We start from the raw sequence: 21,894 nt of genomic DNA, 5'->3' as shown, positions 1-21,894 counted from the left end.
GATTTTTTCAATACCTTTGCAGTGCAGGGACGGTCGAGGAGGAAATTTATGGGTTATTATCATTTTTTTACTGACGGGCGGTATCAATCGTTGATTTTCAGGGATGCCGAAGATTTTATGAGGGGGATGAACGCCATCGCCTTTTCCGCTCAGGCATGTCGGTCGGTTTCAATTATGGCGTTCTGTCTGATGGACAATCATGTGCATTTCGTCTTGAAGGGGATTCTTGGTGATGTGGAGGATTTTGCAATATGTTTTAAAAAATTGGTTTCAATCCATCTGGCTAACAAGTATAAGAAAGCCAAGCCATTGCATTATGCCAAATCCGGTTTTAAGGAAATCGGTGATTATTATCATCTTAAAGTAACGATTGCCTATTGTCTGCGCAATCCTTTCATGGCAGGAATTGTCCCACATCCGATGAAATATCCATGGAGTTCTTCAGGGTGCTATTTTAGCAGTCTTCCGTGCGATTTACGCAATGTCGGTGAATTGGGGACAAGACAGTATAGGGAATTATTCAAGACAAGGCAAAAGTTGCCTCCAGGATATTTGTTTGATAAGGATGGGATAATTATTCCAGCTAATTATATCTCAAAAATCGATGTGGAACGGCTTTACTGCAATGAGGGCAGTTATTACCATTATCTTATGCGTAGGGTTGAAAATGTGGTGGAAGGTGGTGAAACACTTGTTCCCAAGCCAGTATTGCCTGACCATATCATAGCAGAAGGTCTGTCGGCTATTTTGGCCAAAGAAGGTGTCAAGGATTTCATGGAGTTGCCTGCCGGTCGGAGGGAAAATGTGATAAATGAGTTGAAATATCGTTATAATATTTCTAACGTGAAGCAGTTGTTACGTGTTGTCGGTACCACCGAGCACACACATCGCCCTCAGAAGTGCCTCTGACAAGGGTTCATGTGCGCGGTGGTTGTTACGGATTCATCAGGTCGGTGTTTACGAAGCTCCTGATGTCATCGATGAACTCGATGGCCGCAGAGGCTTTCTCCCTAAGCCTGAATGCTTCGTCCTGTTCTTCTTCAATCTCGGAGATGAAGCCGTCAAGGGTGTGGATGCAGTCCATGTACAGGTTGATGGCTTCCCCCCACATCTGCCCGGCGCGCTTTGCTGTGCCGGCATCGAATAAATCCTGTGCCTTTATTATTGTTGCGTGCATTTTCGTCATTTTTGAATCGGATTGCAATATTCGCAATAAATTTTGGAATAACGGCCTCCCGAACCGTCAATTTTCTTTACACTACTGTCAAATTTTTTTACATAAAATCTGCCCCCCCCATTCATTTCTCACAGAATCAGAGCATTATATAGTTTGGCACGTACTGTGTTTCTTTTTTGGCCGGAGATTTGAATATTATGGATACTGTTAAGAAAACTTTTTTCATACTGTTGATAATGATATTGGGCGGTGCCTTTTCCGTAGCAGGGAAGGGCGCCGATTCCGTATCTTGTGCCGGCCAGCCGGAAATGACGGTGAAGATGGATTTGAAGGAATGCGTGGATTATGCGATGGAGCATTCCTATAAGATGATGATACAGCAGCTTGCCAACGATGACAGGCGGCTCGACGAAAGGGATGCATACCTTAGTTTTCTGCCGTCGATTTCCGCTTCCATAGGAGGGCAGGCAAGTTTCGGACGAAACATCGACCCTGAAACAAACATCTATACTACTACCACGAGTTTCAGCAATTCGTATGGCGTAAGCGGCGGCATGTATGTCTTCAACGGATTCAAGACAGTGAACAACTACAAGATAGCCAAGACCGCGCGGGCCCTCGGTTACGAGGAAACGCAGCAACTCAAGGACGAGATAGCCCTGGCGGTAATCCAGGCATACTACAATGTGCTTTACAACGAGAAGATGCTTGCCCTTACCCGGTCGCAGCTCGAAGCCTCGCAGGCCAATCTGGAACTCGTGACGAGGGAATACGAACTCGGCCGCAAAAGCCTTGCTGACAAGTCGGACATTGAAGCCGAGGTGGCCGAATATTCCTTCAATCTTATCAGACAGCGCAATGCCCTTGAAAGCAGTTATATAACCCTCCGCGAATCGATGCAGTACCCGTATTCCGAGCCTTTGGCAATCGATACGGAAACGGAAGACGATGCCTCTCTGAAACTCATCGCCGACAAGGAAAGCATAGTTTCGACGGCAAAGGACAGGCTTCCGGCGGCGAGGATAGCCGAGTACAATATCAGGACGGCCAAGGCATCGTTCAATTCGGCAAAATGGTCGTTGCTTCCGTCCATAAGCCTTAGCGGCGGGTATTCTACCGGTTATAACGCCTTGGCAGGGGCCGGCTCGGCCAACTCCCCGTTCTGGACACAGATGAAAAACCTTCAGGGACAGTATGTAGGGCTTTCCATCTCGATTCCGGTGTTCAACGGACTTTACCAGCAGTCCGAGATAGGGCGCAAGCGCAATGCCTACCGCAAGGCCAAGTGGGAGTACGAGTCAAAGATGCTCGAAATCGAATCCGAGGTGACGAGGGCGATTGCGGACATGGAAGGTGCCGCGGAAGAATGGCTGTCGGCGCAGAAACGTCTGGACGCGCGGGAGATTTCACACCGTCAGAGCGAAAAACGTTTTGCCAACGGGATGATTTCCGCCATAGAGCTGCAAACAAACACCAATCTGCTTCTTGAAGCTCAGGCCACGCTTCTGAATGCGCTTTACCAATACAACATAAAAAGCATGGTGGTGAAATATTACAGCGGCATCCCTTATGCCGACCAGTTGAATCAGGAATAATATTAAAGTAAAAAATAATATGGATCGCGAGTTAGAGAAAAAGAAAGGCCTGAAGGCCGTTTTCAGGAAGAAAAACATACCTTACTTCGCAGGGGCACTGTTCCTTGTATTCGTACTGTGGCTGATATTCAGGGACAACAGTTCAGCGTACAGGGCGGACAAGGACATGCTTAACATAGTCGAGGTCAGGCAGGACCAGTTCCACGACTATATCCGCCTGAACGGGCAGGTCCAGCCTATTACTACTATCCAGGTTACACCGCTCGAAGGTGGCATAGTGGAGGAAATAAGGCTTGAGGAAGGCAGTCAAGTGAAACGCGGGGATGTGATAGCAGTCCTGAGCAACAACAACCTCACGCTTTCGATACTTGACAGCGAAGCACAGTTGGCCGAGAAAGAAAACATACTCCGCAACACCATGATTTCCATGGAACAGCAGAAACTCGAACTCCAGCGCGAGCGCAACGAGTTCTCTATGCAGGTGAACCGCAACAGGAGGCTTTTCGAGCAGAACGACAAACTTTACAAGGAAGGTCTGATATCCCATGAAGAATGGCTTAAATCCAAAGAGGACTACGAACTCTCGCTTTCACAGAAGACCCTTATAGAGGAAAGGCAGGTGCAGGATTCGCTTTACCGTTCTGTCGAAATAGAACAGTTGGAAAACTCCCTTGAAAGCATGCGGCGTAACATGGAACTCATCCGCCAGAGGATAGACAACCTCAACATCAAGGCCAACATCGACGGCGAACTCGGGCTTCTCGACCTTGTGCTCGGCCAGTCAGTGGGCACGGGCGAGAAGATAGGCCAGATAAACGACCTTTCGAATTACAAGATAGTCGCCCAGATAGACGAACACTATATCGACCGCGTGATAAACGGCCTGAGCGCTACATTCGAGCGTCAGGGAGTGACTTATAACGCGCAGGTGCGCAAGGTATATCCCGAGGTACGTGAAGGAAAATTCCAGGCGGACTTCAAATTGGTTGGCGAGCGGCCCGACAACATCCGTACAGGCCAGACCTATTATCTCAATCTCGAACTCGGCCAGCCCGAGGAGGCCATAATCATTTCCAAAGGCACGTTTTTCCAGAAAACCGGCGGTGCGTGGATTTATGTCCTGACCGAGGACGGCACCCAGGCGGTACGCCGCGAAATCAGGATAGGCCGTCAGAACCCTCAGTATTATGAGGTGCTCGAAGGGCTTGAACCTGGTGAAAAGGTGGTGGTTTCGGGTTATGACTCCTTCGGCGATGCCGAGAGGCTGATTTTTTAAGAATGAAAATTTTCCAAATTGAAAAATTGACTGAAAACCTATGATTACAGGCAATAAAATATTCAAAAAGACCGTCAAAATCGTATCCCTGACAATCGGGCTCACTGCCGGGCTGGTACTGCTTGCAAAGTTCTGGCTGGACGGTCGGTACGACAGATGGATGACCGATTCGGACAGGGTATATGCCATCGTATCCAAATACACGGAAGGCGAGGGCGAGGAACCGAGCCTTGTCTCAAATGTGTCCGGAGGTGTCGCCCCGATGCTCAAGTCCTATTCTCCCGATGTGGAGGTGGCTTCGCGCCTGACCCTGACAGGCTGGGGAAGCGGCATCAAGGTCTTTGCGGAAGGGCGGGAAGAGCCGATAGAGGTTTCCGAGGCGGCCTTGTCGGATGAATACTGGTTCGATGTTTTCGATACGGACATATTGGCCGGCGACCCGAAGCAGATTCTGACCGAGATCGGCAGCGCGATGGTCAGTCGCTCCTTCAACGAAAGGGCGGGAGGAGATTTGGTGGGAAAACAGATCTGGTGGGACGAAATGCCCGACTTGAAATTTACTGTCAAGGGAATATATGAGGATTTTCCTCTTACCACTTCGGCGCGTTTCGATATCATGATTTCCCTGCCGTCAATTTCATTGATAATGTGGGACGGCTCCATGAACCTTCTTGGCAATGACCGTTACATGGGTGTCGTGAAGCTCCGTGACGGGGCTTCTCCCGATGAGCTGAACGAGTTGATATTGTCTTTGGAGAAAAGGATTCCGGAATATCAGGAACTGCTTGATGCAGGCATCGACTTTACATACGCCGTGACCCCTTTGAAGGACCTGCACCTTTCAGACAGTTCGCTTCGTTCCACAAGGCTCGTGATATTGCTTTTGGGGATAGTTTTGGTGCTTGTCGGTACTCTGAACTACATCCTCGTGATGATTTCCTCCTATATAGACCGTTCCAAGGGCATGGCGATGCGCAAATGTTTCGGTGCCGGGAAAGGCAACATAGTATCGCTGATGATGAAAGAGGTGTCGGCGGACATAATCGTGTCCCTGCTGCTCGGCGCCCTGCTCGTGTTTTCCTTCATGCCGCAGATAGAGGCACTGATGTCGCTGCCGGTAAGCTCCATGGCGGAGCCTTCGACCATCGCGGTCCTGGTGGCGGTAGTGTTGGGGGTGATACTGCTTTGCAGCGTGATACCGGGGATGATGTATGCCAATGTGCCGCTCAACATGGCTTTCCGCATGGTGAAGGAGCAGAAGGCGGTGTGGAAGCAGGCGATACTTTTCTTCGAGTTCGTGCTGATGGCTGCCGTGATGTCGCTGCTGATAGTTATAACCTTGCAATACAGGCATCTCAACAAAGAGGATTTAGGTTACGATACCGAGGACATAGTATATGTGCAGATGCCTTTCGGGGACAGTTACGGACAGGGGCGTTCGGCCGTCCTGATGTCGGAACTCGGCAGTCTTACCTGTGTGGAGGCTGTAGCCGGAGGGCCTGTACCTTTGAACATGGGCTACGGGAACAATATAACCATACCGGGACATGAGGATGCTATAATCAACATTTCGGATTTGTATTATGCCACTTCCGGCTGGTTCGGGATAATGGGCGTGGACATATTGGAGGGTGAGGATTTTTCCGCATCGGCATCCGTCCCGGAAGATGTGATGGTGGATGAAAACCTTGCGGAACAGATAAGGCGGATTACCGGATGGGAGGACATACTCGGCCGTACCGTAAATATTTCGGAACACGGGACTTGCAGGATAACCGGGGTCTTCAGGCACATCACCGTGGGCAACGGACTCTGGCAGGACAGACGCGGGCAGATTGTGACTTATTATCCCAACCCTACGGAAATCATCAATATCAAGGTTACGGAAATCACGCCTGAAAACCTTGCCGCAATCAAGGATGTTGTCGACGGGGTATATCCGGACAAGGACAATGCCGTCCATGTGCTTCCGATGGCGGTCCGGGACTCTTATATGCCGGTGTTGAGGTATCGCAATACCGCTTTGGCCGGTGTGCTGATACTGCTTCTGATAACCCTTGCCGGGCTTATAGGCTATGTGAGCGATGAGAGCAACCGCCGCCGTGGGGAACTGGCAATACGCAAGGTTTATGGGGCTTCGGAAGGCAGCCTGCAATCGCTGTTCATCGTGAAAATCATGAAACTCGCAGGGCCGGCGGTGCTTGTGGGGGCCTGTGTGGTGTTCCCGTTGGAAAAGATGTTGCTAACCATGGTGATGAACCCTATAAGGCTCGGTGTGCAGCACGTGATATATCCGATGATTGCCGTCTTGCTGATTGTCGCTGCCGTCTGCTGGTTGCAGACTTACAGGGCGGTGACCGCCAATCCGGTGGATGCCCTGAGGAAAGAATAGTTTTAAGGAAAATAAAAATATAATAAGGATATGAATTTCAGGTTTTTCAATCACAGGCTGTTTTCGGCGATACTGAATTTTGTCGGCCTTGCGCTGGCTTTTTCGGCCTTCCTTGTAATCATGGTGCAGGTCGTGTATGATTATGGCTACGACAGGAATTATGAGGATGCGGAGCGGATTTTCAGGGTGGAAAACAAGTTCATGAGCAGAGTCGGTTACTCTACTGTGTTGTCCCGCCCGATGATAGAAGCAATGAAGTCGGCTTCGCCGGAGATAGAGGCCGGGGGCTGTTACAATTACACAAAAGGATGGAATGTGGCGGTGGCCCTTGAGGATGACGGGAGGCAAAGCGAATACAAGGTCGGATACGGGATAATTGAAAAATCCCTGTTGAATGTTTTCCCTTTCGATTTCGTCGTTGGAGATACCTCGAAATTCGAGCCGTTTACGGTCATAATATCCGAGTCCACGGCAAAATTGTTGTTCGGCGATGAGAACGCCATCGGCAAGACCTTATATCTTGATAATGGGCCCGAGCCATATACGGTGGCGGCGGTTTATAAGGATTTTCCTGAAAATTCGAGCGTAGATTGCGGGATTTTCGGAAATATAGGCGGCAGTCAGCTTGACGACTGGAGTGAATGGAACCAGTCATTTTATGTAAAGTTGCGCACTCCGCAGGCGGCTGACGATGTTGCCGCCGCCATGCTTCAGACTTTGATGTCCTACTATGATGCTGAAAGCTGGACGGAGGAAGAGATGTCTGAATACATGTCGTCCTTGAGGCTTGTCAATCTGCACGATGCCTATTATTCGACCGATGTCGAGTACGACAACATGGGAAAGGGCAACCGTTTTACCACGATAACCTGTTTTACCGTTTCGCTGCTCATCATCATAGTGGCCATCATCAATTTCATCAATTTCTCGATGGCTTCGGTGCCGTTCATGATAAAGGGCATCAATACGCGCAGGGTGTTGGGTGCTACCCGCGGCCGTCTGATAGGCCGTCAGGTGGGCGAGTCCCTGCTGATAGCGGTTGCGGCCTTCATTCTCAGTGTGATAGTGATGAGGGCTTTGTCGGGAACTTTGGTGGCTTCGATGATAAGCGGCTCTCTCGATCCTGCCGACAACCTCGCCCTGACAGGTGCGGGCGCGGCTGTCTCATTGGTCATGGTCGCGCTTGCCGGCATATTTTCCGCAAGTTACAGTACATCGTTCCCTCCTGCAATGGTGCTTAAAGGTTCGTTTTCACTTTCGGCCAAGGGGCGTTCGCTCAGGAGCATCATAGTCGGTTTCCAGTATGTAGTCTCTTTCATCCTGATAATCATGACTCTGTTCATTTACTGCCAGAGGCGTTACATGAACAGTTTCGACATGGGCTTCGACCGTGAGCAGATAGTGACTTTCTATGTCGGGAACTCTGTCGGGGAGCGCAGGCAGGCTTTCGAGGCGCATCTGAAGGAAAACCCTCATGTCCTCGATGTTACTTTTGCAGGAAATGAACTGGTTTCCAATGGAAAAATGGGCTGGGGCAGGATGTATGACGGCGAAAGCGTGAATATAGACTGCCTTCCGGTGGATGCCGACTTCATAGACTTCTTCGGCATGGAAGTGGTGCAGGGCAGGGATTTCATGCCGTCGGACGAGATGAAATCCAACGGGACTTTCATAATGAACGAGGCTACAATGGAGGTTTATCCTTTCTTGAAATTAGACACAAAACTGTCGGGACACGCGGCAGAGCCGGCTGACATAGTGGGCGTGGTCAAGGATTTCAATTTCAAGCCTTTGCAGTACGGGGTGTCGCCTATAGCCCTCTATGTTTTCGGAAGCGAGCCGTGGTGGCCTCTGACATGGGCGTATGCGAGAATCTCTCCCGAAGACGTGGCCGGGACTATGGATTATATCCGGCAGTCCGTCAGCGAGTTCAATCCTCAGATGACGGCGGATAATGTGAACGTGCGTTTTCTCGATGAGGCGATTGGCAATCTGTATCAGAAGGAAACCAATCTGAACAAACTGATTACCATAGCATCGGTGCTTTCGTTGCTTATCTGTGTCATAGGCATCCTCGGCCTTGTATATTTCGAGACCCAGTTCCGCCGCAAGGAGATTGCACTCAGGCGCGTACACGGGGCGACGGTCGGCGAAGTGCTGAGGATGATAAACAGGTATTATCTGATAATCTGTACGGTATGTTTCATCGTGGCAGCCCCTTCGGCTTGGTTCATAGCACGCAAATGGGTCGAAGGTTTCACATACCAGAGCACTGTGCATGTATGGATATTCATAGTCGCGTATGCTGCACTGCTTGCAATCACGGCAGGAGTAGTTACTTTGCAGAGTTACAGGGCGGTGTCGAAAAATCCAGTGGACTCCATCAAAAACGAGTAGGTTATGTTAAAAACGAATAGGTCATGAGGACGTTTTTCAGATTTTTGTGGCGAAACAAACTGTACAGCACGATAAACATAGTCGGGCTGGCGGTCTCGCTTGCCTTTTCGATAATCATCTTCACATACGCGGCGGGGCAGTTCAGGATAGCCCGTTCCAATCCCGACCATGAGCGGATTTATGCCGTGGGAGTCCATGGCAGCACTCTCATGTGTTACGGGATGGCGGATGTGCTCAGAAGTTCTCTGCCCGATGCCGTCTCTGTCGTGCAATTGTCCACTTCCGTGGACGGCTTCATCACAGAGTGGGACGGGATGAAATACAACACGGCAGTCATGGAAACCGACAGCGGCTTCTTCGACATGTTCCATGTCAGGTTCCTTGCAGGCGGCAAGGATGATTTCAAAGACCTTTCGTCGGTGATTGTCTCCGAAAGTTTTGCCGGAAAACTGGGAGGAGGGTACGGCGACCTTATAGGCCGGCAGATCGTCATTGATGGCAATCAGTATGTGATAGCCGGCGTGACCGAGGATTTCGGCAAGGACATTGTCCCGTATGCGGATGTTATCGCCAATGTCGCCAATACGGATTTCAACGGGCAATACATCTCCAATCCTTTCCTGTCTTTCGGAGATATCGTGACTTTCATAGAGGTTTATCCCGATACCGATTATCAGTCCTTGGAAAGCAAGGTGGAAGAGATTTTCAAGGATACCTTCAAAGAGCGGCTGCCTTCCGAGGATGTGTGGGAAAGTTACCGTCCGTGCCTTGTCCGTTTAGACAAACTCTATTTCTGGCCGGGCGCCCAGTTCCTGAATACGGGAAAACTGAAAATCATCCGGATTCTTGCTTTGGCGGGACTTGCCCTGATATTGTCCGCGCTTTTCAATTATATCAACCTGAATACCGCCCTGACGGGAAAACGCGCCAAGGAAATGGCTACGCGCCGGCTTCTCGGCTCCACTTCGCGGGATATAATGTTCAAGTACATATCCGAGTCATTCGTTTTCACTTCCTTGTGTTTCGTGCTTGCCTTAGTGCTGGCCTATGCCCTTGTGCCTGTCGTGGGTTGGCTGATATCCGACCCGGCGCTTGATTCGGTTACTTCAGGGCTGGGTGTCGGAGACCTGTTCGCTCCGGCCGCCATAGTTTCGTATGTTTTTGCAATCGCTTTTGTTTCAGTGCTGGCAGGTATCATCCCGGCGGTGATAGCCTCGCGTTTCGCTCCGATAGACATAGTGCGCGGGGCGTTGAGGATGAAGAGCAAGATGGTGTTTTCGAAAGTGTTCATCGTGGTGCAGAATGCACTTTCGGTAATCCTTATAGCCGTGGCGCTGACTATGGAAGTGCAGATGAACCACCTGCTCGGCCGTCCTGCCGGCTGCAATCTTGAGGACGTTTACTGGCTTTCCACTGATTTCTCGATAGATGAAGGCCGGGTTTTCGAGGAAAGACTGAAGGCTTTGCCTTGTGTGGAAAGCGTAGGGCGTACCACAGGGCTCCCGGGGATGATAGGCTCTATGATAGGTGCCGAGGACAAAGACGGCAATGTGGTGATGGTGAGTTTTATGCAATGCGACAGCACGACTTTCAACATGCTGGACTTCAATATTGTCGAACAGTATGTGAATGCCCTTCCCGGAACAGTCTGGCTTAACAGCAGCGCGGCCAAGGTGATGGCCGACGATGTAGAGAATCTTGGCGGAGTGGTGGAGGATTTCATAATATCGGATGCCAGCCGTTCGGAAAAATTCGAGTATGCCAGGATCCACATAACAGGACCGGAGGGCATGTATTATTTCGATTTCGCGATAAAGACGGTAGGCGATCATGAAGATGCCAGGGCCATGATAACCGAGGCATACAACGATTTCTGCGGGGAGTGCCGCGGACTTGTATTGGAGCCGTATTGCAATGATTATATGACTGATTATTTAGAGGACAGCCTTGAAGGGACGAAACGCAACATGAGGCTCGTCGAGATGTTCATGGTGGTAGCAATCCTCCTGTCCCTCTCCGGCCTTGTGGCGATAAGCATCTTCTATGCGGACAGCAACATGAAGGGCATCGCCCTGCACAAGGTGTTCGGCAGTACGGTCGGCGGCGAAATCATGAGGAACATCCGGCTGTACATAGTCATGACACTGATTGCGGACATCGTAGCCGTGCCCGTGGCGGTCTTTCTTGCAGGAAGATACCTGCAAGAGTTTGCGTACAGGATAGATTCCATAGCGTGGATATTCGTTGTCGCGGTGCTTCTGTCGCTCGCAATCACGGTGCTGTCCGTGCTGTGGCAAGTGACGAGGGCGGCCCGGGCCAATCCGGCGGATGTGTTGAAGGCTGAATAATGTTAAATATTGATAATATGAAGACTTTTTTCAGATTTTTGTGGCGAAACAAACTGTACAGCACGATAAACATAGTCGGGCTGGCGGTCTCGATGGCTTTCGTGCTGCTGCTCGCTTCGTATGCCGCACACCAGTTTTCGGTGGATTCCTTTCAGGAAAACGCCTCGCGGATTTATGCCATAGGGGATGGGGAGGATATCATAAGCGCATACTATCTGAACAGGTATGTCGCGGAGCGTTATCCCGAGATAGAGGCTTCTGCGGCGTTCGCTTCCGGCGAGAACGAGGAGTTTATGGTTGGCGGGAACAAATTCGTGGCTTCCGTGGCTTGTGCGGATTCGTCGTTTTTCGACATGTTTTCTTTCGGATTTACCCAAGGCGACAAGGAGGCTTTCAAATTTTCAATAGACAACATCGTCGTCAGCGAGAGTTTCGCCCGCAAGGTCTTCCCGGGCCTCGATCCTGTCGGAAGGACTGTCACATTGCGTAAATACGGGGAGGATTTTGCATTTACGGTGGTGGCGGTCGTGGAGGATATTTCCGGTTCCGTCATACCTTACAAGGATGTCTTCATGAGGGGAGAATGGATGGAGCGTTTCAACGGTGCCAACAATCCCGACATGCAGAATGCGGGCTCATGCGTTTCGTTCATCATGGTTTATCCGGGCATGGACATACTTTCCAAGAAAGACGACATGCTTGAATATTTCAAGGAGATATACTGGACATACGAAAACGGACTGGCGACGAAGGTGGAACTGATACCGCTTGATGAGTTGTATTTCTATGAAAACCAGACGGAATGGAGCGGTCTTGAGAACGGCAACCGCTCTCTTGTGATGCTGCTTATAGCCGTGTGCGCCTGCCTGCTGCTGTTTGCGGTGCTGAACTATGTCAATCTTACTACGGCCCAGAGCGGTTTCAGGGCCAAGGAGATGGCGATGCGGAGCCTGCTCGGGGACAGGCGCGGGGTGCTGTTCCTGTCGATGATACGGGAATCGACGTTCTTGTGCGCCGTTTCCATGCTGCTGGCGGTGTTCATCGCGCAATGGCTTTCGCCGGCCGCATCGAGGCTGATTGAATATGATTTTTCCGTGTGGGACTCGGTTTCGTTTTCATCGGTAGCCCTTGTCGTGGCCATGACACTCGTTCTCGGTTTCCTTGCCGGTTTCATTCCGGCGATGACAATTTCGAATGTCAGGGCAATCGACATAGTGCGCGGCACTTTCCGCAAAAAGACGAAATCCGTCTATGGAAAAATAATGATAGGCGTGCAGAATTTCGTTACAATCGCGATGGTGGCCGTCGCGCTGACAATGCAGTTGCAGTACAGCGCCGTGGTTAACGCTCCGTTGGGATACAATACCGAAAACATACTCAATGTGCGGTCTGAAATCAATTTTTCCGACAGCCGTTCCATATACAATTTCAGGGACGAGTTGTTGAAACTTTCCTGTGTCGAGTCTGTCGGCTTCGGTTACGGTACGCCGCTTTACGGCTCAAATAACAATACCATGTCCTATAACGGAGGCATGGTGTCATTCCAGATGATCCAGGGCGACAGCGCTTATTTCAATATCCTCGGCCTGCAAATCAAGCAGGACAATCATCTTGCTACTGAAGCATGGTGGCTGAACGAATATGCTTTCAAGGAACTCGGCATAGGGGAAGACACTGTCTACTTTACAGTGGGTGATGATACCTGGTCGCGCAGGTATGACATAGGCGGAATATATTATGATTTTAAAATCAGGCCGGTGCTTTACGACCAGTCTGCCGCGATGATAATGAATTACGGCGACCTTCCGGAAGGAAATTTTCCTTGGAATGTCCTTGTGAAGATTACCGGAGACCCGGATGATGCGTACAGACAGATTTCCGAGGCTTACAACAGGGTGTTGCCTGAAAGGGAGCTTGAAGCCTCGTATATCGAGGATGAAATCAGGATGTTCATGAAGGACCAGCAAAGGGTGCTGATTGTAGTTTCGGTCTTTACCGTCCTGGCGATAATAGTTTCCTCGCTCGGACTTCTGGCCATATCGACCTATTATGTGCGGCAGGAACGCAAGAGTATAGCATTGCGCAAGATAATGGGCAGCAGCCGCAGGCAGATGCTCTGGCGAATCCTGTCGTCGTTCCTTGCCATAGTCGGCGTGGCATTTGTAGCGGCCGTGCCTGTGTCGTACTGGCTCCTGTCGCGCTGGCTGGAACAGTTCAGTTACAGGATAGGTCTGCACTGGTGGATATTCGCCGCGGCGGGAATCTTTACGGCGGTGATGGCCGTCCTCACGGTATTGTGGCAGACAATGAAGGCGGTTTCGGAAAACGCTACAGAAGCCCTTAAAACAGAATAACAAACACATTTAAAATATTTGGATTATGATTAAAGTTACTGATTTGTGCAAAGTCTTCCGTACGGAAGAAATCGAGACAGTCGCATTGGACAATGTTTCATTCGAAATCAAACAGGGCGAATTCGTGGCCGTCATGGGACCTTCGGGTTGCGGCAAATCGACCCTCCTCAACATTCTCGGCCTCCTTGACAACCCGACATCCGGCTCATACGAGTTGCTCGGCAAGGAAGTGGGAAAACTCCGCGAGCGCGAGCGTACGATGTACCGCAAAGGCAACATAGGCTTCGTTTTCCAGAGTTTTAACCTGATTGACGAACTGACAGTCTATGAAAACGTAGAACTTCCTCTGATTTACATGAAAGTGAAGGCATCCGAGCGCAAACGCCTTGTCAACGACATGCTTGTGCGCATGGACATCCAGCACCGTGCAAAGCACTTCCCCCAGCAGCTGTCCGGAGGTCAGCAGCAGCGTGTCGCCATCGCCCGTGCGGTAGTAAGCAACCCTAAGCTGATTCTTGCCGACGAGCCTACAGGTAACCTCGACTCCAAGAACGGTATTGAAGTAATGAAACTGTTGAGCGAACTCAACGCCGAGGGCACTACCATCGTCATGGTTACACACTCCCAGCGTGATGCAGGCTATGCCCACAGGGTAATCAACCTCTTCGACGGTAAGATTGTTGACAAGGCCGAGCTGTAGAGTTTCTTCCGGAAAATTACGGAAGTTACGAAAAATTCGGGTGGCGGGTGAATATGGGAAATATTTACTATCTTAGCGCCTTGAAAACAATCAGCGATACCTATGATGAGCAAAAGAAGCCATCGTTCAGTAATGGCATTTGCCGTAATCTTCCCCATAGTATCGCTATGGGGAATGTTTTATTGTTCGGCGGCTCAGGTGCCGCATGGCGTTCAGGTTGTTGCCGACAGTACCGAAAGCTACGGTACGGAGAGCTATATTTTGGACGGTGATACCGTAGTGTTCAAAATCGATAGGGCCACAGTCGTTTACGAAAGGCCTACCTCCTCGATGAGGGGGACGATGTTGTCGAAAATAGATGTCGACCTCGACATGATAAACGCTTTTCCGAAGGTTCTCGGGAACTCGGACCCGTTGAGGTATCTCCAGTCGCTTCCCGGAGTGCAGACCAATTCGGAATTCGATACGGGCATCTATATCCAGGGTTGCGACAACGCCCACAACGACGTGTCCATAGCCGGTGTGCCCCTTTACGGGGTAAGCCACCTTTTCGGCTTCTTCTCCGTGTTCAACCCCTCGCATTTTCCCAAAATGACCTTTACCGGGGCGACCGGCCCGAAGAATGCCAATATGATAGGCGGCATGATACGTATGGAATTGCCGTCCGAGGTGCCTGCCAAGGTCGGCGGGGAAGTGAATGTGGGAATCATGTCCGCGCAGGGTACCCTGAAGATTCCTCTCGGCAAGAAGGGAGGGCTGTTCATATCGGCGAGGCAGTCTTATCTGAACCTTCTTTACAAACGCTGGCTCAAACTCGACGGCTCTCCGATAAGGTATGATTTCGGGGACTACAATATGACATGGTTCTTTGCCCCGGGAGACAACGACAAGGTATGGGCCGACTTCTATTTCGGGCGTGATTATGCTTCGCTGACCGAGATACACTACGATGCAAAGGCCGGTATGCGGTGGGGAAACCATCTTGAGGCGGTGCATTGGGAACATGTTTTCAGCGATAAGGTGAAACTTGTCCAGACATGGTTCAATTCCGGTTTCCGTTTCAACATGTCGCTCATTCAGGACGAGCTCGACCTCAAAATGCCGTCGCATATCGAAAGCATCGGATATAAGGCCGAAGTGGCGCACGGGGATTTCCATTCCGGACTGAATGCGACATGGTACCATGTCCTGCCTCAGAATCCGCAGCTGACAGGTACGTACAATGAGTCGGACTATAGCCAGGAGAGCCAGACGGGTCTCGAACTTTCACTCTATACGAATTATAGCCGGACCTTCAATTACAAATGGAAGGTGGAGGCCGGGCTGACAGGCTCGGCATTCATGACACCGGAACGGAAATTTTTCTGGGGCCTTTCCCCGTCCGTCTCGCTTTCGTATCTGATGCCGCCTTACGGAGCCATTACCCTCGGTTACGGCTGGCAGCACCAGTACCTTTTCCAGACAGGGCTGACAGGGATAGGCCTGCCGACCGAATTCTGGTTCCTGAGTGGGGAACTGAGCCGTCCTCAGATTTCGCAATACGTCTCACTCGGCTATGAGGCGGTGTTCCTGAACGGAGGGCTTGCCCTTTCGGCGGAACTCTATTATAAAAAATTGTACAATCAGGTAGAGTACAAAGGAGACCTTTTCGATTTCCTCAATTCGTCCTACAGCCTCGAAGACGCTTTGCTCAAAGGCCGCGGTACCAATTACGGGGCAAGCATCATGCTCCACAAGCAGTCGGGAAAACTGACCGGATGGATCAGCTATTCTTATTCCAGGGCTTTGCGCCGTTTCGACTATCCAGAATATCCGTCCGTGTACCCAGCCAATCACGACCGTCCGCACAAGCTTACGGTAACCGCCACTTATCATTTGAAAAAATGGGACTTCGGGGCCAATTTCGTATACGCTTCCGGAAATCCGTTCACCGCTCCCAAATCGTTTTACATCACATCAGGGTTCCTTGTCCCGGAATACGGGGAGCACAATGCCAACAGGATGAGGCCGTATATCAGATTGGATTTGTCGGTCAATTATAACATAATCAAGGACGAGCGCCAGGAGTGCGGTGTCAATTTCTCGCTGTACAACGTGCTTGCCAGGAAAAATGATGTAATGTACCGTCTTAAAATAGAGGGCGACAGGTTCGCATACGCACCGATGTCGTTTTTCCTGAACCTCGTGCCGTCCATCAGTTATTATCATAAATTCTGATTTTCATTTGACAGGAAAACAGGTAAAAAAAGAATGGATGTTATGAAAACGGATAAAAATACCATTTGCCGCATAAAGTCAGCCCTGCTGATATCGCCTTTGCTCGCTGTTGCAGCCGTGTTTTGCGGAAGTTGCGACGGGGACAACGTGATTTATGCCGAGCCCCAGCTCGTAGTGGAAGGCTGGATAGATGCCGGCGGCCACCCCATAGTGTTGTTGTCCAAGACGATACAGCCTTCGATGGAATATCAGGACATGTCGGTGCTTAACGATTACGCCGTAAGGGATGCGAGGGTCGTCGTGAATGACGGGCAGAGGGATTATGTGCTGACAGGCCGGCAGGACGACAATTATCTTCCGGATTTTGTCTATACCAGCGAGGAACTGACGGGCGAGGCCGGGAAGGAATATACCCTTACGGTGGACTACGACGGCCATCATGCCGTAGCCGTGACTACGGTACCCGCTCCGGTCGGGATATCGTTTTTCAAGATAAAACCCAAGGACGGGGCCGACAGCCTCTATGGCATAAACGCGTTCTTCGAAGACGACAAGGCGGAAGGGAATTATTATAAATTTTTCGTTAAAATCGAAGGAAAGGACAAATTCTATCTGTCTTCATTTCTCGGCCTGATTAACGGAAGTGTTTTGGGCGACGATACGGAAGTGCCTGTGTACAAGGGCGTGAAAATACCATGGGACGAGTTCGAGTCGTTTTACTATCCCGACGAGGTGGTGAATATAAAATTCGCCCATATCGATGAGGTTTCATACAATTACTGGAATGATTTCGAGGAGCTCGCTTCGTTTTCCCGCAATCCGTTTTTCTTTGTGGATTCGAAAATCAGGAGCAATATCGACGGTGGACAGGGATATTGGGCCGGCTATGGGGCCATGGAATACAGAATAGACCTGGCCGAATGTATCCGAAACGGGAACTATATCATTCAGTGCGAGTGAGATATCATTCTGCATGAGTGCCTGCCGGGGCTTTCCGTTCAAGGAAGCGCATTTCTTTCAAGGTTCCGAGAGTGAGCGGCAATGCCACTATGAATGAAAGCGTATCCGCTATTGCCTGGCTTATCTCGACTCCGGTCATGCCGAGCAGATGGGGCAGAGTCAGTATGCAGGGAATGAAGAACAGTCCCTGGCGTGCCGAAGCGAGGAAAGCGGCTTTCCCGGCTTTCCTTATGGTCTGGAGCATCATGTTGCTTATCAGTGTGAAGGCCCCGAAAGGCAGGGCCAGTAACTGCCATCTCAAAGCCGCCGCTCCGACTTGCGCCACCGCGGCATCCCCTTTACGGAAAAGCGCGACGACTTCGGGCGCGAAGATATAGCCGACAATCGAACTTATCAGGAAAAACAGGGTGCCGGTTTTCACGCAGAACCAGAATCCCTGCCGTACACGGCCGTACAGTTTCGCACCGTAGTTGAAACCGCAGACCGGCTGGTAGCCCTGTCCGAGGCCTATCACTATGGCGTTCAGTATGTACATCACCCTTGTGGCGATGGCCATGCCCGCAATCGCGCTGTCCCCGTAATTTTTCGCTGCCAGGTTCAGCAATATCGTCGATATCGACATGAGCCCCTGCCTGAGCAGCGAAGGCAGCCCTCCTTTCACAATCTCGGCATACAGCCTTGCCGTAGGCCTGAAAGCCTTGAACGACACCGAGAAAGTCCCGGTGCGGCGGTCGATGGCAAGCAGTATGAAGAATCCGGTAATCTGGCTTATCACGGTCGCTATCGCCGCCCCTTTCACTCCCATTCCGAAACCGAAAATCAGAATCGGGTCGAGTATCACGTTCAATACCGCTCCCGAAATGATGCCTAACATCGCATACCGGGCATTCCCCTTGAAACGTATCTGGTTGTTCAGCGTGAGCGAGGCCGTCATGAAAGGCGTGCCTATCAGCACTATTCCGAGGTAGTCTTTTGCGTATGGAAGTATGGTGTGCGTGGAACCGAGCGCGTAGCAGAGCGGGGTGATGAATGTGATGCCGGCGATTGCTATCAGGAGTCCTATTGCGAATGACGAAAACAGGCCTGTCGATGCCATCGTTTCGGCATTTCCGGTTTCTTTCGCCCCGAGCATCCTTGAGATGTAGTTCCCCGACCCGTGCCCGAAGAAAAACCCTATCGCCTGTATGACGGACATTGCCGAGAACGATATGCCCACCGCCGCGGTGCTTTGCGTGTCTATCCTTCCCACGAAATAAGTGTCTGCCACATTGTAAAGGGCGGTCACCAGCATGCTGATGATTGTCGGCACCGCCAGCCCGAGTATCAGCCGCGGTACCGGCGTGGAAGTCATGCGCCCGAAATTGTCCCTGTTTTTCATCGGAGTGCAAAATTACGAAAATTTTTAAATGGCTTTTGAGTATCTTTGCGCCCTATGAACGGCAAACAGTCATACAGGTTTCTGAAAATGGTGCAGGACGGTCATCGGATGACGTTCGGGCAGCAGCTGATGCTGACTGTCCAGTTGAGCATTCCCGCCATCATCTCCCAGCTTTCTTCAATACTGATGCAGTTCATCGATGCTTCCATGGTCGGAAGTCTTGGCGCGGAAGCCTCTGCATCCATAGGCCTTGTTTCCACTACGACATGGCTTTTCGGAGGTCTTGCGACCGCCTGTGCTACTGGATTTTATGTGATGGTCTCGCATTTTCTCGGGGCTAAAGATACGGCAAATGCGAGAAGCGTTCTGAGGCAGTCCATAACAATGACGTTGATCTTCAGTTTTATACTGATGGCGGCCGGGCTTGCGGTCTGCGGTCCGCTCCCGCGGTGGCTTGGAGGGGAGGAGGCCATCTGCGGCGATGCGTCGGTGTATTTCATGATTTTCATACTTTCGTTGCCATTCCTTCAGCTGAACATGCTTGCGAGCGGGATGCTCAGAAGTTGCGGCAACATGTATACCCCTACGGCGCTCAACATACTGATGTGCCTGCTGGATGTAGTCTTCAATTTTTTCCTGATTTTCCCTACGAGGATGATAGACATCGCCGGCGTGTCCCTGACTGTCCCCGGTGCCGGTCTCGGAGTCCCCGGAGCTGCAATCGGAACCGCTCTTGCGTATATGGTGGTCGCGGCCTTGCTGATGCGTTCGCTTTGCATCAAGTCTCCTGAGCTCCGGCTGACACAGGAGAAAGGCAGTTTCCGCCCCACTAAGAAATGTTTTGTGAATGCCATGAAGATAGCCCTGCCCATGGGATGCGAAAGGGTAGTCATGTGCGGTGCCCAGATAATGTCCACAGTCATTGTAGCCCCGTTAGGAACGATAGCGATTGCCGCCAACTCTTTCGCGATAACAGCTGAAAGCATCTGTTACATGCCGGGTTACGGTATATCCAATGCCGCCACTACGCTTGTCGGGCAGAGCATCGGTGCCGGCAGGAAAGAACTTACGTGGAGGTTTGCCAACATATCAGTGTGGATGGGCATTGCGGTCATGGCCATAATGGGCGTGGTCATGTATGTCACCGCCCCGTTCATCATGGGGATAATGACTCCCGTGGACGAGGTTGTGGACCTCGGCGCAAGGATACTGCGCATCGAGGCCTTTGCCGAGCCGATGTATGCGGCCGCGATAGTAGTTTACGGTGTCTTTGTCGGTGCGGGAAGCACATTGGCCTCAAGCATCATGAATCTCGCAAGCATCTGGGGCGTAAGGCTTTCGCTTGCCGCCGTCCTTGCTCCGCGATACGGGCTTGAAGGCGTATGGATTGCCATGTGCATAGAACTCTGTTTCCGTGGCGCTATATTCCTGTTCCGCCTCTACCGTAAAAAATGGCTGGGATAAGGAACAGTTCTTTAGAGGCGGCCTCCGGATGTATTTTTCCTTAGAAAGAGGAAAAATTTTTAAAATCTTTCCTTTATTTTAGGAAAAAATCCTTATTTTTGTCATGTAATTTAGGAAATATTATGAATAAAGATGTTATTAAGTCTTTGATAGCCATAAGGCAGAATGAAATTCCCTTTAGCGTTATAGAAAGGGATATGAAATTGCCTGTAAATCGGAAAAAAATAATAACGGTTCCGGGAGTGAGGAGGTGCGGAAAATCCACAATGATGGAAATAGCGGTCAATGACCTTGTCCAAGGCGGGGTGCCAAAACGGAACATCTTGTGGATAGGCTTTGATGATGAACGTCTTGTGGGAATGTCTTCCGATGAATTGGATACGATAATAGTATCTTATATGGAAATGTTCCCTGATGTCCCGATAAAGGAAGCACACATGTTTTTTGATGAGATTCAGTTGATAAAGGGGTGGGAATATTTTGTTTTGCGCGTATATAAGTCATACTGCAAGAACATTTATATATGCGGAAGCAGTGCGACTATGCTTTCCAAGGAACTCGGCTCCGCTTTACGCGGTTATCCTTTGGAATATGAAACATATCCCCTTTCTTTTAAAGAATTCTGTCGCTTTAAAGGTATTAAAACGGATGCTTTTTTAGAACAGGACAGGGCACGCTTGAAAAACGCATTCGAGCTATACAACCAATCCAGTGCTTTCCCCGAAATCGTGCTTGCACGATCACAATCGGAACAGCTGAAGTTGCTTCACGGATACTTCGACACAATGATTTTACGCGATCTTGCAGAACATTATCGCATTGCGAATATCGGGGTGCTGCGTTATTTTGTAAAACGCATCATGTCGAACCTTACAAAACCTACGTCGGTCAATGCTATTTACAATGACATCAGGTCACAGGGCCTGAAAGTAAGTAAGGACGACTTGTACCTGTGGGCCGATTATGTATGTTATGTTTTCATGTTTATACGTATTCCCAAATACAGTCGTTCATTGCGGAAAGAACGGAGGTCGTTTGATAAGTATTATTGCATAGACAACGGACTGCGCGCCGCCGTACTGATGTCTCAAAGCAATGATAACGGGAAGTATCTTGAAAATACGGTTTTCATGCAATTGAACCGTAACAGGCTTCCGTCGGACAAGATTTCGTATTATCAAGATAACTCGGAATGCGATTTTGTCCTTCAGAGGGAGGATAAGGTAATCCGACTTATTCAGGTTGCATGGAACATTGCTGATGAACAAACCGTTGAGCGTGAGATCAGAGGTCTGTTGGAGGCTTCATCGGCCACGGGATGCGATAATATGCTGATAATAACGGACGATGAAGAAAAAACCATTCTTCGTGACGGCAAGCGGATCATAGTAGTACCGGCGTGGAAGTGGCTACTCGAAAAAAGTGTCATGAATGACAGTTTTTCCGAATAGCAAGATACCCATGAACTGTGATTTCTGAAAATGTTTCCGCGACCGTCCTTGGTCAGGATTGCAAAGCCGGGAACACGAGGACTTCTAAGATAAGTTGGCGAAGCCGCAAAACGGAAAAGTTCAGAGCACACCCCGACTTAACCTAAATGTATTGATATGTACTGATAATCAGTTGGTTGATACTG

14 protein-coding genes are annotated in these 21,894 nt (G+C 50.2%); 12 read left to right on the top strand and 2 right to left on the bottom strand.

What is annotated here, in order from left to right:
* Positions 1-48 precede the first annotated feature (48 nt).
* Positions 49-909 carry a hypothetical protein gene (locus tag B5F83_RS07655; RefSeq protein ID WP_087279135.1) on the top strand — a complete coding sequence of 287 codons (861 nt, stop codon included), beginning with the start codon at positions 49-51 and terminating at the stop codon, positions 907-909.
* A gap of 25 nt (positions 910-934) precedes the next feature.
* Here the strand turns inward: B5F83_RS07655 and B5F83_RS07650 are convergent, their stop codons facing one another.
* On the bottom strand, positions 935-1,177 hold the full coding sequence (locus tag B5F83_RS07650; RefSeq protein ID WP_143822499.1) for a hypothetical protein: 243 nt from the start codon (positions 1,175-1,177) through the stop codon (positions 935-937).
* Positions 1,178-1,374: 197 nt separating this feature from the next.
* On the opposite strand from B5F83_RS07650, the gene B5F83_RS07645 reads away from it, so the two are divergent.
* The 9 genes from B5F83_RS07645 to B5F83_RS07605 all read left to right on the top strand — a co-directional run bounded on the left by B5F83_RS07645 (position 1,375) and on the right by B5F83_RS07605 (position 17,416).
* Positions 1,375-2,772, top strand: a complete 1,398-nt coding sequence (locus B5F83_RS07645) for a TolC family protein (RefSeq protein ID WP_087279142.1) — start codon at positions 1,375-1,377, stop codon at positions 2,770-2,772.
* Between the two features lie 19 nt (positions 2,773-2,791).
* Positions 2,792-4,048, top strand: a complete 1,257-nt coding sequence (locus B5F83_RS07640) for an HlyD family efflux transporter periplasmic adaptor subunit (RefSeq protein WP_087279145.1) — start codon at positions 2,792-2,794, stop codon at positions 4,046-4,048.
* Between the two features lie 40 nt (positions 4,049-4,088).
* Entirely contained in the window at positions 4,089-6,440 is a 2,352-nt protein-coding gene (locus B5F83_RS07635; protein ID WP_087279148.1) for an ABC transporter permease, read from the top strand.
* Between the two features lie 30 nt (positions 6,441-6,470).
* The gene (locus tag B5F83_RS07630; RefSeq protein WP_087279152.1) at positions 6,471-8,837 is read left to right on the top strand and encodes an ABC transporter permease; all 2,367 of its coding nucleotides are present in this window, start codon (positions 6,471-6,473) and stop codon (positions 8,835-8,837) included.
* Positions 8,838-8,860: 23 nt separating this feature from the next.
* Entirely contained in the window at positions 8,861-11,185 is a 2,325-nt protein-coding gene (locus B5F83_RS07625; protein ID WP_087279155.1) for an ABC transporter permease, read from the top strand.
* Positions 11,186-11,202: 17 nt separating this feature from the next.
* Positions 11,203-13,539 carry an ABC transporter permease gene (locus B5F83_RS07620; RefSeq protein WP_158094187.1) on the top strand — a complete coding sequence of 779 codons (2,337 nt, stop codon included), beginning with the start codon at positions 11,203-11,205 and terminating at the stop codon, positions 13,537-13,539.
* Positions 13,540-13,564: 25 nt separating this feature from the next.
* Positions 13,565-14,239 carry an ABC transporter ATP-binding protein gene (locus tag B5F83_RS07615; protein WP_087279161.1) on the top strand — a complete coding sequence of 225 codons (675 nt, stop codon included), beginning with the start codon at positions 13,565-13,567 and terminating at the stop codon, positions 14,237-14,239.
* A gap of 102 nt (positions 14,240-14,341) precedes the next feature.
* A complete protein-coding gene (locus B5F83_RS07610; RefSeq protein WP_143822498.1) occupies positions 14,342-16,456 on the top strand; it encodes a TonB-dependent receptor in 2,115 nt (704 codons plus the stop codon).
* A 42-nt stretch (positions 16,457-16,498) separates the two neighbouring features.
* Positions 16,499-17,416, top strand: coding sequence for a DUF4249 domain-containing protein (locus B5F83_RS07605; RefSeq protein ID WP_158094186.1), 918 nt, complete (start codon positions 16,499-16,501; stop codon positions 17,414-17,416).
* A gap of 4 nt (positions 17,417-17,420) precedes the next feature.
* On the opposite strand, the gene B5F83_RS07600 is transcribed toward B5F83_RS07605, so the two are convergent.
* A complete protein-coding gene (locus B5F83_RS07600; protein WP_204207357.1) occupies positions 17,421-18,794 on the bottom strand; it encodes an MATE family efflux transporter in 1,374 nt (457 codons plus the stop codon).
* A 54-nt stretch (positions 18,795-18,848) separates the two neighbouring features.
* On the opposite strand from B5F83_RS07600, the gene B5F83_RS07595 reads away from it, so the two are divergent.
* Complete coding sequence (locus B5F83_RS07595) at positions 18,849-20,258, top strand: MATE family efflux transporter (RefSeq protein ID WP_087279170.1); 1,410 nt, start codon at positions 18,849-18,851, stop codon at positions 20,256-20,258.
* A gap of 122 nt (positions 20,259-20,380) precedes the next feature.
* The gene (locus tag B5F83_RS07590) at positions 20,381-21,709 is read left to right on the top strand and encodes an ATP-binding protein (protein WP_087279173.1); all 1,329 of its coding nucleotides are present in this window, start codon (positions 20,381-20,383) and stop codon (positions 21,707-21,709) included.
* The last annotated feature ends 185 nt before the right edge of the window (positions 21,710-21,894 follow it).

The organism is Muribaculum sp. An289 (genome assembly GCF_002159555.1).
GTDB lineage: Bacteria > Bacteroidota > Bacteroidia > Bacteroidales > UBA932 > Merdivivens > Merdivivens faecigallinarum.
The sequence above is the reverse complement of the archived record's forward strand: the minus strand, read 5'-3'. Positions and strand labels throughout refer to the sequence as shown.